General features: G+C 53.0%; 7 protein-coding genes, 1 tRNA gene and 3 rRNA genes. 2 read left to right on the forward strand and 9 right to left on the reverse strand.

The window, feature by feature from the left end; all coding sequences use genetic code 11:
* Positions 1 to 34: 34 nt before the first annotated feature.
* The 8 genes from rrf to pepQ all read right to left on the reverse strand — a co-directional run bounded on the left by rrf (position 35) and on the right by pepQ (position 9,413).
* Positions 35 to 150: ribosomal RNA gene (rrf, locus tag A1SC_RS06700) — 5S ribosomal RNA — on the reverse strand.
* Between the two features lie 93 nt (positions 151 to 243).
* Positions 244 to 3,148 (reverse strand): 23S ribosomal RNA (locus A1SC_RS06695).
* Positions 3,149 to 3,341: 193 nt separating this feature from the next.
* A tRNA-Glu gene (locus A1SC_RS06690) sits at positions 3,342 to 3,417 on the reverse strand.
* A gap of 85 nt (positions 3,418 to 3,502) precedes the next feature.
* Positions 3,503 to 5,044, reverse strand: a 16S ribosomal RNA gene (locus A1SC_RS06685).
* The 16S, 23S and 5S rRNA genes sit together here with 1 tRNA gene alongside, the layout of an rRNA operon.
* 376 nt (positions 5,045 to 5,420) lie before the next feature.
* Positions 5,421 to 5,966, reverse strand: a complete 546-nt coding sequence (hemG, locus tag A1SC_RS06680) for a menaquinone-dependent protoporphyrinogen IX dehydrogenase (protein ID WP_000853977.1) — start codon at positions 5,964 to 5,966, stop codon at positions 5,421 to 5,423.
* Positions 5,967 to 5,977: 11 nt separating this feature from the next.
* Positions 5,978 to 7,429: a Trk system potassium transporter TrkH gene (gene trkH, locus A1SC_RS06675; protein ID WP_000545680.1), complete on the reverse strand. Its 1,452-nt coding sequence runs from the start codon at positions 7,427 to 7,429 to the stop codon at positions 5,978 to 5,980.
* Between the two features lie 38 nt (positions 7,430 to 7,467).
* Positions 7,468 to 8,082, reverse strand: a complete 615-nt coding sequence (locus A1SC_RS06670) for an IMPACT family protein (RefSeq protein WP_001517360.1) — start codon at positions 8,080 to 8,082, stop codon at positions 7,468 to 7,470.
* On the reverse strand, positions 8,082 to 9,413 hold the full coding sequence (gene pepQ, locus A1SC_RS06665) for a Xaa-Pro dipeptidase (RefSeq protein WP_001517361.1): 1,332 nt from the start codon (positions 9,411 to 9,413) through the stop codon (positions 8,082 to 8,084). Before pepQ ends, A1SC_RS06670 begins: the two co-directional genes overlap by 1 nt.
* Positions 9,414 to 9,601: 188 nt before the next feature.
* Here pepQ and fadB point away from each other — a divergent pair, with 188 nt between their 5' ends.
* Both fadB and fadA read left to right on the forward strand, forming a co-directional pair.
* On the forward strand, positions 9,602 to 11,791 hold the full coding sequence (fadB, locus tag A1SC_RS06660) for a fatty acid oxidation complex subunit alpha FadB (RefSeq protein WP_016249457.1): 2,190 nt from the start codon (positions 9,602 to 9,604) through the stop codon (positions 11,789 to 11,791).
* Between the two features lie 9 nt (positions 11,792 to 11,800).
* Positions 11,801 to 12,964, forward strand: coding sequence for an acetyl-CoA C-acyltransferase FadA (gene fadA, locus A1SC_RS06655; RefSeq protein WP_000438693.1), 1,164 nt, complete (start codon positions 11,801 to 11,803; stop codon positions 12,962 to 12,964).
* 147 nt (positions 12,965 to 13,111) lie between these two features.
* Here the strand turns inward: fadA and fre are convergent, their stop codons facing one another.
* Entirely contained in the window at positions 13,112 to 13,813 is a 702-nt protein-coding gene (gene fre / locus A1SC_RS06650; RefSeq protein ID WP_001517365.1) for an NAD(P)H-flavin reductase, read from the reverse strand.
* Positions 13,814 to 13,852 lie beyond the last annotated feature (39 nt).

The raw sequence follows: 13,852 nt of genomic DNA on the forward strand, positions 1-13,852 counted from the left end.
CCATCCTTACGGATGGCCTTTCGCTTTATTTGATGCCTGGCAGTTCCCTACTCTCGCATGGGGAGACCCCACACTACCATCGGCGCTACGGCGTTTCACTTCTGAGTTCGGCATGGGGTCAGGTGGGACCACCGCGCTATCTCCGCCAGGCAAATTCTGTTATCAACCCGCTTATCGCCGGTTAATCTAATCTGTATCAGGCTGAAAATCTTCTCTCATCCGCCAAAACATCTTCGGCGTTGTAAGGTTAAGCCTCACGGTTCATTAGTACCGGTTAGCTCAACGCATCGCTGCGCTTACACACCCGGCCTATCAACGTCGTCGTCTTCAACGTTCCTTCAGGAGACTTAAAGTCTCAGGGAGAACTCATCTCGGGGCAAGTTTCGTGCTTAGATGCTTTCAGCACTTATCTCTTCCGCATTTAGCTACCGGGCAGTGCCATTGGCATGACAACCCGAACACCAGTGATGCGTCCACTCCGGTCCTCTCGTACTAGGAGCAGCCCCCCTCAGTTCTCCAGCGCCCACGGCAGATAGGGACCGAACTGTCTCACGACGTTCTAAACCCAGCTCGCGTACCACTTTAAATGGCGAACAGCCATACCCTTGGGACCTACTTCAGCCCCAGGATGTGATGAGCCGACATCGAGGTGCCAAACACCGCCGTCGATATGAACTCTTGGGCGGTATCAGCCTGTTATCCCCGGAGTACCTTTTATCCGTTGAGCGATGGCCCTTCCATTCAGAACCACCGGATCACTATGACCTGCTTTCGCACCTGCTCGCGCCGTCACGCTCGCAGTCAAGCTGGCTTATGCCATTGCACTAACCTCCTGATGTCCGACCAGGATTAGCCAACCTTCGTGCTCCTCCGTTACTCTTTAGGAGGAGACCGCCCCAGTCAAACTACCCACCAGACACTGTCCGCAACCCGGATCACGGGTCCACGTTAGAACATCAAACATTAAAGGGTGGTATTTCAAGGTCGGCTCCATGCAGACTGGCGTCCACACTTCAAAGCCTCCCACCTATCCTACACATCAAGGCTCAATGTTCAGTGTCAAGCTATAGTAAAGGTTCACGGGGTCTTTCCGTCTTGCCGCGGGTACACTGCATCTTCACAGCGAGTTCAATTTCACTGAGTCTCGGGTGGAGACAGCCTGGCCATCATTACGCCATTCGTGCAGGTCGGAACTTACCCGACAAGGAATTTCGCTACCTTAGGACCGTTATAGTTACGGCCGCCGTTTACCGGGGCTTCGATCAAGAGCTTCGCCTTGCGGCTGACCCCATCAATTAACCTTCCGGCACCGGGCAGGCGTCACACCGTATACGTCCACTTTCGTGTTTGCACAGTGCTGTGTTTTTAATAAACAGTTGCAGCCAGCTGGTATCTTCGACTGATTTCAGCTCCACGAGCAAGTCGCTTCACCTACATATCAGCGTGCCTTCTCCCGAAGTTACGGCACCATTTTGCCTAGTTCCTTCACCCGAGTTCTCTCAAGCGCCTTGGTATTCTCTACCTGACCACCTGTGTCGGTTTGGGGTACGATTTGATGTTACCTGATGCTTAGAGGCTTTTCCTGGAAGCAGGGCATTTGTTGCTTCAGCACCGTAGTGCCTCGTCATCACGCCTCAGCCTTGATTCTCCGGATTTGCCTGGAAAATCAGCCTACACGCTTAAACCGGGACAACCGTCGCCCGGCCAACATAGCCTTCTCCGTCCCCCCTTCGCAGTAACACCAAGTACAGGAATATTAACCTGTTTCCCATCGACTACGCCTTTCGGCCTCGCCTTAGGGGTCGACTCACCCTGCCCCGATTAACGTTGGACAGGAACCCTTGGTCTTCCGGCGAGCGGGCTTTTCACCCGCTTTATCGTTACTTATGTCAGCATTCGCACTTCTGATACCTCCAGCATGCCTCACAGCACACCTTCAACGGCTTACAGAACGCTCCCCTACCCAACAACACATAGTGTCGCTGCCGCAGCTTCGGTGCATGGTTTAGCCCCGTTACATCTTCCGCGCAGGCCGACTCGACCAGTGAGCTATTACGCTTTCTTTAAATGATGGCTGCTTCTAAGCCAACATCCTGGCTGTCTGGGCCTTCCCACATCGTTTCCCACTTAACCATGACTTTGGGACCTTAGCTGGCGGTCTGGGTTGTTTCCCTCTTCACGACGGACGTTAGCACCCGCCGTGTGTCTCCCGTGATAACATTCTCCGGTATTCGCAGTTTGCATCGGGTTGGTAAGTCGGGATGACCCCCTTGCCGAAACAGTGCTCTACCCCCGGAGATGAATTCACGAGGCGCTACCTAAATAGCTTTCGGGGAGAACCAGCTATCTCCCGGTTTGATTGGCCTTTCACCCCCAGCCACAAGTCATCCGCTAATTTTTCAACATTAGTCGGTTCGGTCCTCCAGTTAGTGTTACCCAACCTTCAACCTGCCCATGGCTAGATCACCGGGTTTCGGGTCTATACCCTGCAACTTAACGCCCAGTTAAGACTCGGTTTCCCTTCGGCTCCCCTATTCGGTTAACCTTGCTACAGAATATAAGTCGCTGACCCATTATACAAAAGGTACGCAGTCACCCCATTAAAGAGGCTCCCACTGCTTGTACGTACACGGTTTCAGGTTCTTTTTCACTCCCCTCGCCGGGGTTCTTTTCGCCTTTCCCTCACGGTACTGGTTCACTATCGGTCAGTCAGGAGTATTTAGCCTTGGAGGATGGTCCCCCCATATTCAGACAGGATACCACGTGTCCCGCCCTACTCATCGAGCTCACAGCATGTGCATTTTTGTGTACGGGGCTGTCACCCTGTATCGCACGCCTTTCCAGACGCTTCCACTAACACACATACTGATTCAGGCTCTGGGCTCCTCCCCGTTCGCTCGCCGCTACTGGGGGAATCTCGGTTGATTTCTTTTCCTCGGGGTACTTAGATGTTTCAGTTCCCCCGGTTCGCCTCATTAACCTATGGATTCAGTTAATGATAGTGTGACGGATCACACTGGGTTTCCCCATTCGGAAATCGCCGGTTATAACGGTTCATATCACCTTACCGACGCTTATCGCAGATTAGCACGTCCTTCATCGCCTCTGACTGCCAGGGCATCCACCGTGTACGCTTAGTCGCTTAACCTCACAACCCGAAGATGTTTCTTACGAACCATCATCGTGTTGCGAAAATTTGAGAGACTCACGAACAACTTTCGTTGTTCAGTGTTTCAATTTTCAGCTTGATCCAGATTTTTAAAGAGCAAATATCTCAAACATCACTCGTAAGTGAGTTTTGAGATACAGTGGCCGGCGACTTTCACTCACAAACCAGCAAGTGGCGTCCCCTAGGGGATTCGAACCCCTGTTACCGCCGTGAAAGGGCGGTGTCCTGGGCCTCTAGACGAAGGGGACGTATCAGTCTGCTTCGCAAGACGCCTTGCTTTTCACTTTCTATCAGACAATCTGTGTGAGCACTACAAAGAACGCTTCTTTAAGGTAAGGAGGTGATCCAACCGCAGGTTCCCCTACGGTTACCTTGTTACGACTTCACCCCAGTCATGAATCACAAAGTGGTAAGCGCCCTCCCGAAGGTTAAGCTACCTACTTCTTTTGCAACCCACTCCCATGGTGTGACGGGCGGTGTGTACAAGGCCCGGGAACGTATTCACCGTGGCATTCTGATCCACGATTACTAGCGATTCCGACTTCATGGAGTCGAGTTGCAGACTCCAATCCGGACTACGACGCACTTTATGAGGTCCGCTTGCTCTCGCGAGGTCGCTTCTCTTTGTATGCGCCATTGTAGCACGTGTGTAGCCCTGGTCGTAAGGGCCATGATGACTTGACGTCATCCCCACCTTCCTCCAGTTTATCACTGGCAGTCTCCTTTGAGTTCCCGGCCGGACCGCTGGCAACAAAGGATAAGGGTTGCGCTCGTTGCGGGACTTAACCCAACATTTCACAACACGAGCTGACGACAGCCATGCAGCACCTGTCTCACAGTTCCCGAAGGCACCATCCCATCTCTGGAATGTTCTGTGGATGTCAAGACCAGGTAAGGTTCTTCGCGTTGCATCGAATTAAACCACATGCTCCACCGCTTGTGCGGGCCCCCGTCAATTCATTTGAGTTTTAACCTTGCGGCCGTACTCCCCAGGCGGTCGACTTAACGCGTTAGCTCCGGAAGCCACGCCTCAAGGGCACAACCTCCAAGTCGACATCGTTTACGGCGTGGACTACCAGGGTATCTAATCCTGTTTGCTCCCCACGCTTTCGCACCTGAGCGTCAGTCTTCGTCCAGGGGGCCGCCTTCGCCACCGGTATTCCTCCAGATCTCTACGCATTTCACCGCTACACCTGGAATTCTACCCCCCTCTACGAGACTCAAGCTTGCCAGTATCAGATGCAGTTCCCAGGTTGAGCCCGGGGATTTCACATCTGACTTAACAAACCGCCTGCGTGCGCTTTACGCCCAGTAATTCCGATTAACGCTTGCACCCTCCGTATTACCGCGGCTGCTGGCACGGAGTTAGCCGGTGCTTCTTCTGCGGGTAACGTCAATGAGCAAAGGTATTAACTTTACTCCCTTCCTCCCCGCTGAAAGTACTTTACAACCCGAAGGCCTTCTTCATACACGCGGCATGGCTGCATCAGGCTTGCGCCCATTGTGCAATATTCCCCACTGCTGCCTCCCGTAGGAGTCTGGACCGTGTCTCAGTTCCAGTGTGGCTGGTCATCCTCTCAGACCAGCTAGAGATCGTCGCCTAGGTGGGCCGTTACCCCGCCTACTAGCTAATCCCATCTGGGCACATCCGATGGCAAGAGGCCCGAAGGTCCCCCTCTTTGGTCTTGCGACATTATGCGGTATTAGCTACCGTTTCCAGTAGTTATCCCCCTCCATCGGGCAGTTTCCCAGACATTACTCACCCGTCCGCCACTCGTCAGCAAAGAAGCAAGCTTCTTTCTGTTACCGTTCGACTTGCATGTGTTAGGCCTGCCGCCAGCGTTCAATCTGAGCCATGATCAAACTCTTCAATTTAAAAGTTTGATGCTCAAAGAATTAAACTTCGTAATGAATTACGTGTTCACTCTTGAGACTTGGTATTCATTTAGCGTCTTGCGACGTTAAGAATCCGTATCTTCGAGTGCCCACACAGATTGTCTGATAAATTGTTAAAGAGCAGTGCCGCTTCGCTTTTTCTCAGCGGCGCGGGGTGTGCATAATACGCTTTCCCGCTACAGAGTCAAGCATTTTTTCGCTTTTCTCTGTCGAAGTTCTCAGGAGAACCCCGCTGACCCGGCGGCTTATTTGCCGTTGTTCCGTGTCAGTGGTGGCGCATTATAGGGAGTTATTCCGGCCTGACAAGAGGAAATTTAAAATAATTTTCCGAATGCGTGTTTTTTATTCTTTATGCTTATTTCATCATCGGTTTGTTGGTTAAATGGGCGATTTCTCGGGCAAAATTCGCTACCTGTTCCCAATCGGTATAGACAACTTCTTTGCGCGTATCCGTTTCTCCGCCAGACATCTTCATAATCAGCTTGATCATAAAGCGGTCGTACCAACGGTAGCGTGGATAACGCAGCGCCCCAGCGATAACCGCGCAGCGATCGGGACGCCATTGTGAGTTCATCAAAAACTTCCGCGCGTAGCTGTTGGTCTGCACAGTACGCTTCTCCGGTTTGCGCGCCACCAGGTTCACCGAGTAAAAGGCGCTCGGCATGGAGTTCAGGCGTGTGGCATGCGTTTTGACAAACTCCTGGAACGCAGAATGGTAATGACCGTAGCGAATAGATGCACCAATTACCACGCAGTCGTAGTTTTCCCATTCTGGTTCTTCGGTGCGATGCAAGTTGACAACATCCGCCTGGCTCCCCAGTTCTTTCAATTCCGAAGCCAGATACGAGGCAATCTCGCGCGTTTGTCCATCCCTTGTTGAGAAAAGAATTAATGTTTTCACGTATTACTCCATCATTCACGCCAGAAAGTCGGGGTAAAGAGCACCAGCAATGTAAAGACCTCGAGACGACCAAATAGCATATTGGCAATCAGGATCCATTTAGCCACCGGATTCATGCTGGTAAAGTTATCAGCAACCACACCAAGCCCTGGCCCCAGGTTATTCAATGTCGCAACAACCGACGCAAAGGCAGAAAAGTCATCCACGCCAGTGGCGATAATCGCCAGCATACTGACAATAAAAACTAACGCATAAGCAGAGAAGAATCCCCACACGGCTTCAAGGATGCGTTCCGGCAATGCGCGGTTCCCTAGCTTAATGCTATAAACAGCATTCGGATGCACCAGACGTTTCAGCTCACGGTTCCCCTGTTTGAACAACAGCAGAATGCGGATCACTTTCAGGCCACCGCCCGTTGACCCGGCGCAACCACCGATAAATGCAGAGCACAACAGTAGTACCGGCAAAAAGAGCGGCCAGCGGGCAATGCTGTCGGTCGTAAACCCGGCGGTCGTCGCCATCGACACTACCTGGAAAAATGCCTGGTTAATCGTCATCAGCGCCGAACTGTAGACATTATGAAACCACAGTACGAGTGTACAAATAACCACCAGCGTAAACTGTACGCCGATAAACATGCGAAATTCCGGATCGCGCCAGTAAACCTTCAGACTACGCCCACTTAACAGCGAGAAGTGCAGACCGTAGTTACAGCCGGAGATCAGCAAGAAAATAGCAATAATAGTGTTAATGGTCGGGCTATCGAAATAGCCAACACTAGCATCATGTGTCGAGAAACCACCAATAGCGATTGTCGCAAAGCTATGACCGATGGCATCAAAGGCATCCATTCCAGCAAACCACAGCGCCAGCGCACAGGCGACGGTCAACAGAACATAAATCAACCACAAAGTTTTTGCCGTTTCCGCAATACGCGGGCGCATTTTGTTATCTTTCAGCGGGCCGGGCATTTCCGCGCGATAGAGCTGCATTCCACCTACACCGAGAATAGGCAGTATCGCGACTGCTAACACGATGATCCCCATCCCGCCAAACCATTGCAGCATCTGGCGATAAAAGAGGATGGCATGAGGGAGTGAGTCCAACCCCACCAGCGTCGTTGCGCCTGTGGTGGTCAGACCGGAGAAGGATTCAAAAAACGCATCTGTAATGGTGAGGTTCGGGCTTTCCGAGAAGATAAAAGGGAGCGCACCGACACTACCCAGCACGGTCCAGAACAGCACCACAATCAGAAACCCTTCGCGGGATTTCAGCTCGCCCTTCTCTTTACGGTTCGGCCACCACAGCATGGAGCCAATCGCGAGGGCGACAAAAAAGGTCTGGGTAAATGCGCGGCCCGCCCCATCCCGGTAGATGAGCGCTACCAGCCCAGGGATAATCATGGTCCCTGAAAATAAGATGACCAGTAGTCCAACGATTCGGGTTATGGCGCGAAAATGCATCTCTGCCGCTTCCTTAGTTCTGCAAAATGAAGTGGGGATTATTCTTCAATCGCTAACAATTGCAATGAACCACGGCTAAAATCCGCCAGCTTTGCGGAAAATTCAGCCACTTTCGCCGCCGGAAGCGCCACCCGCAGCAGAACGAATGCCTGATAATCGCTGGTAATAACTTTGCCGTCACACTGCCCCAGCAACGCTTCAATACCGGTTAACTGACTATATTCACATTGCAAAGTATATTCGGTTAATGGCGTCTTGCGTTGGGTCGTTAGCTGGCGCAGTGCCTGATTCACTCCGCCGCCATAAGCTTTCACTAACCCACCGGTGCCCAGCAATATGCCGCCGTAGTAGCGCACCACCACGGCGGTAATTTCCCCGACGCCGCTGCCCATCAGTTGGGCGAGCATCGGTTTACCTGCCGTTCCCGCCGGTTCACCGTCATCGGAGAAGCCCAGTTGTTGTGAATCGTCAGGCGCCCCCGCCACCCACGCCACGCAATGGTGGCGAGCATCGGGGTGTTCTGCCCGTACTGATTCAACAAACGCTTTCGCCGCCTCGACGCCATCGGTATGTGCCAACAGCGTAATGAAGCGGCTTTTTTTGATCTCTTCAACGACCGTGACCGGTGCCGCAGGAATTAACCAGCTTTCCATCACGCCAGCTTCAAATCCCGGGTCATGTTTTCCACGTTATTTTCGTGGATCACCACGTTGTCTTCGATACGAATGCCGCCGAACGGTTTCAGTGCTTCAATTTTCTGCCAGTTGAAGTGTTTGCTGAACTGCCCTTCACGCCACGGAGCCAGCAACGATTCGATGAAGTAGATACCCGGTTCGATGGTTAACACCATCCCCGGCTGGAGAATACGAGTGCAGCGCAGGTACGGATATTTTGCCGGTGCCGCGAGATGCGTACCACTATCATCCTGCATAAAACCGGCTACGTCATGCACCTGCAGGCCAAGCGGATGCCCGATACCGTGCGGCATAAACGGCCCGGTAAGATCGTTTTCGACCATCGCTTCTTCACTCATATCAGTGATGATTTGGTGTTTACGCAACAGTTTAGCGATGCGCTGATGGAACTGGATGTGGTAATCCACATAGCTGACACCCGCCTTCATGGTGGCGATCAGCGCCAGTTGTTCATCATTAACGTCTTTCACCAGTTGCGCATAGTCATTGTCGCTTTTTGCCGACCAGGTACGAGTCAGGTCAGCCGCATAGCCGTTATATTCGGCCCCGGCGTCCAGCAGGAAGCTGCGCATCTCTTCCGGCGCCTGATGATCCAGTTTGGTGTAATGCAACACCGCAGCATGTTCGTTAAGCGCCACAATGTTGCTGTAAGGTACGTCGGTATCACGATGGCCGGTCGCGGTCAGGTAGGCGATGTTGATATCGAACTCGCTCATACCGGAACGGAAGGCTTCTTCTGCCGCGCGATGACCATTGACCGCCATTTTCTGCGCTTCACGCATACAGGTCAGTTCGTACTCGGTTTTGAAAGAACGGTAGTAATGCAGGTAGTCAATGACCCCTTTCGGGTTGATGTTGCTGGCCTCAATGCCCAGTTGCAGCGCACGTTCCGGCACCGGACCAATATAACCGATATTGCCGCGCGCGGCAGGCAGTTGGCTACCAATACCATCAGCTTTCGGCAGCGCGATCACTTCCACATCTTCAGTCCAGAAGGAGGTCGGCAGCGGTTCGACGTTGTGCCAGTAATCAACCGGCAGATAAAACCACAGTTTCGGTTTGTTCACGCCATCCACCAGCAACCAGCAGTTTGGCACCTGAGTTACCGGCACCCATGCTTTGAATTGCGGGTTCACTTTAAACGGATAGGGATGATCGTCGAGAAAAACGTTGAACAGCTCGCCAGAGTGAATAAGTAATGCATCCAGCTTGAAGCGCGCCAGCGCATCGCGAGTCCGTTCTTGCAAGGTAGCTATATGATTTTTATAAAGCGAGGCCAGTGATTCCATTTTTTACCCTTCTGTTTTTTGACCTTAAGTCTCCGCATCTTAGCACAACGTTCATACAGAGCGTGATTTCTGCCGAGCGTGATCAGAACGGCATTTCTTTAATCTTTTATTTGCATATTTTTAACATAAAACACACACTTCAAGCCATCTGGTACGACCAGATCACCTTGCGGATTCAGGAGACTGACATGCTTTACAAAGGCGACACCCTGTACCTTGACTGGCTGGAAGATGGCATTGCCGAACTGGTGTTCGATGCCCCAGGCTCAGTTAATAAACTCGACACTGCAACCGTCGCCAGCCTCGGTGAGGCCATCGGCGTGCTGGAACAACAATCAGATTTAAAAGGGCTGCTGCTGCGTTCGAACAAAGCAGCCTTTATCGTCGGTGCTGATATCACCGAATTTTTATCGCTGTTTCTCGTTCCGGAAGAACAATTAAGCCAGTGGCTGCATTTTGCCAATAGCGTGTTTAATCGACTGGAAGACCTGCCGGTGCCGACCATTGCCGCGGTCAACGGCTACGCGCTGGGCGGTGGCTGCGAATGCGTGCTGGCGACCGATTATCGTCTGGCGACGCCGGATCTGCGTATCGGGTTGCCGGAAACCAAACTTGGCATCATGCCGGGCTTTGGCGGCTCCGTGCGTATGCCACGAATGCTGGGCGCTGACAGTGCGCTGGAAATCATTGCCGCCGGTAAAGATGTCGGGGCCGAACAGGCGCTGAAAATCGGTCTGGTTGATGGCGTAGTCAAAGCAGAAAAACTACTTGAAGGCGCGATGGCAATTTTACGCCAGGCCATTAACGGCGACCTCGACTGGAAAGCGAAACGTCAGCCGAAGCTGGAACCGCTGAAACTTAGCAAGATTGAAGCCACCATGAGCTTCACCATCGCTAAAGGGATGGTCGCACAAACAGCGGGGAAACATTACCCGGCCCCCATCACCGCAGTAAAAACCATTGAAGCCGCCGCCCGTTTTGGTCGTGAAGAAGCCTTAAACCTGGAAAACAAAAGCTTTGTTCCGCTGGCGCACACCAAAGAAGCCCGCGCACTGGTCGGCATTTTCCTTAACGATCAATATGTAAAAGGCAAAGCGAAAAAACTTACCCAAGACGTTGAAACACCGAAACAGGCCGCTGTACTGGGTGCGGGCATTATGGGGGGCGGCATTGCTTACCAGTCCGCGTGGAAAGGCGTGCCGGTTGTCATGAAAGATATCAACGACAAGTCGTTAACCCTCGGCATGACCGAAGCCGCGAAACTGCTGAACAAGCAGCTTGAGCGCGGCAAGATCGATGGTCTGAAACTGGCTGGCGTGATCTCCACGATTCACCCAACGCTCGACTACGCCGGGTTTGACCGCGTGGATATTGTGGTAGAAGCGGTTGTTGAAAACCCGAAAGTGAAAAAAGCCGTGCTGGCAGAAACTGAGCAGAAAGTACGTCCGGATACCGTGCTGGCTTCTAACACTTCAACCATTCCTATCAGCGAACTGGCCAACGCGCTGGAACGCCCGGAAAATTTCTGCGGGATGCACTTCTTTAACCCGGTGCACCGGATGCCGTTGGTAGAAATTATTCGCGGTGAGAAAAGCTCCGACGAAACCATCGCAAAAGTTGTCGCCTGGGCAAGCAAGATGGGCAAGACGCCGATCGTAGTTAACGACTGCCCGGGCTTCTTCGTTAACCGCGTGCTGTTCCCGTACTTCGCTGGTTTCAGCCAGTTACTACGTGACGGTGCGGATTTCCGCAAGATCGACAAGGTGATGGAAAAACAGTTTGGCTGGCCGATGGGTCCGGCATACCTGCTGGATGTCGTGGGGATTGATACCGCGCATCACGCCCAGGCAGTGATGGCAGCGGGCTTCCCGCAGCGGATGCAAAAAGATTATCGCGACGCCATCGATTCATTGTTTGATGCCAACCGCTTTGGTCAGAAGAATTGCCTCGGTTTCTGGCGCTATAAAGAAGACAGCAAAGGCAAGCCGAAGAAAGAAGAAGATTCCGCCGTTGACGGCCTGCTGGCAGAAGTCAGCCAGCCAAAGCGTGATTTCAGCGAGGAAGAGATTATCGCCCGCATGATGATCCCGATGGTCAACGAAGTGGTGCGCTGCCTGGAAGAAGGCATTATCGCCACTCCGGCAGAAGCGGATATGGCGCTGGTCTACGGCCTGGGCTTCCCTCCGTTCCACGGCGGCGCGTTCCGCTGGCTGGACACCCTCGGCAGCGCGAAATATCTCGATATGGCGCAGCAATATCAGCACCTCGGCCCACTGTATGAAGTGCCGGAAGGTCTGCGTAATAAAGCGCGCCATAACGAACCATACTATCCCCCGGTTGAGCCAGCCCGTCCGGTTGGCGACCTGAAAACGGCTTAAGGAGTCACAATGGAACAGGTTGTCATTGTCGATGCAATTCGCACCCCGATGGGCCGTTCGAAGGGCGGTGCTTTTCGTCACGTGCGCGCGGAAGACCTCTCCGCTCATTTAATGCGTAGTCTACTGGCGCGTAATCCGGCGCTGGAAGCAGCGGCTCTCGACGATATTTACTGGGGTTGTGTGCAGCAAACGCTGGAGCAGGGTTTCAACATCGCCCGTAACGCGGCGCTGTTGGCAGAAGTGCCGCATTCCGTCCCGGCGGTTACCGTCAATCGCTTGTGTGGTTCATCCATGCAGGCATTGCACGACGCGGCACGAATGATCATGACTGGCGATGCGCAGGCATGTCTGGTCGGCGGTGTGGAACATATGGGTCATGTACCAATGAGCCACGGTGTCGATTTTCACCCAGGTCTTAGCCGCAATGTTGCCAAAGCGGCGGGCCTGATGGGCTTAACGGCAGAAATGCTGGCGCGTATGCACGGTATCAGCCGTGAAATGCAGGATGCCTTTGCCGCACGGTCACACGCTCGTGCCTGGGCCGCCACGCAGTCGGGCGCATTTAAAAATGAAATCATCCCGACAGGTGGTCACGATGCCGACGGTGTACTGAAGCAGTTTAATTACGACGAAGTGATTCGCCCGGAAACCACCGTGGAAGCCCTCGCCACGCTACGTCCGGCGTTCGATCCGGTCAGCGGTACGGTAACGGCGGGCACGTCTTCTGCGCTTTCCGATGGTGCTGCAGCCATGCTGGTGATGAGTGAAAGCCGCGCCCGTGAATTAGGTCTTAAGCCACGCGCCCGCGTGCGTTCGATGGCGGTTGTCGGTTGTGACCCGTCGATTATGGGTTACGGCCCGGTTCCGGCCTCGAAGCTGGCGCTGAAAAAAGCGGGGCTTTCTGCCAGCGATATCGGCGTGTTTGAAATGAATGAAGCCTTTGCCGCGCAGATCCTGCCGTGTATTAAAGATCTGGGGCTGATGGAGCAGATTGACGAGAAGATCAACCTCAACGGTGGCGCGATCGCACTGGGTCATCCGCTGGGCTGTTCCGGTGCGCGTATCAGCACCACGCTGCTGAATCTGATGGAACGCAAAGATGCCCAGTTTGGTCTGGCGACGATGTGTATCGGTCTGGGTCAGGGCATTGCGACGGTGTTTGAGCGGGTTTAAACACTTGCCGGATGCGGCGTGAACGCCTTATCCGGCCTACGGTTCAGGACTCTTTGTAGGCCGGATAAGACGCGACATAGAGTAATGCCACTGAATAAAGCTTTAGTTGCCGTTTTTCCCGCCTGTCAGGGGCGGGTTTTTTAACCCTTAGATAAACGCAAACGCATCGCCAAACAGGCGATCTTCCCGCGCATTACGCTCATTGCAGAACAGGTCTCGGGCGATTTTCGCCATCTCAAAACGTCCAGCGATATAGATATCATGCTCTGCTAACGTACCGTGATCCTGCAACACCGCCGTTAATACCGTACCGGTACGCCCTCGCCAACCCGCTTCCGGCTGTTCAACCACCGGCACCACTTGTAAACCAGGATGCTTAAGCGAAAGCGCCTCAAGCTCAGAAAGATCGTACAGATGTTGCTGCTCACGCCCGCCCCAGTAAATAGTGATATTACGATTGGGATTACGCGCCAGCGCCGTCAGCAAAATAGAACGGGCATAAGAGAAGCCCGTGCCGCCGGCAATAAGAATCATTGGACGCTCTTCATCATCGCGCAGCCAGGCTTCACCGTGGGGGATATCGACTACGATTTGATGATCTTTAAGGATGCGGTCCATGACAGCTTTCGCGTAAAGATTGATTTCAGAAGCACCGATATGCAACTCGATAAATCCTTTTTCATCAGGCGTTGAGGCCATTGAAAATGGGCGTTTATCGCGCTCGTCCATCACTACCATCAAATACTGACCTGCACGGAATGAAAAGGCCGCATCTGGCACGATTCGAACACGGTATACGGTATCCGTGATAGCTTCTACCGAGGTCACTTTACAGCTTAAGGTTGTCATGCGCTTTCTCTGTCGGATCAATAAATAGGGCAAAACAAA

Origin of the sequence: Escherichia sp. KTE52 (assembly GCF_000408325.1) — a bacterium.
Classification (GTDB): Bacteria; Pseudomonadota; Gammaproteobacteria; order Enterobacterales; family Enterobacteriaceae; genus Escherichia; species Escherichia marmotae.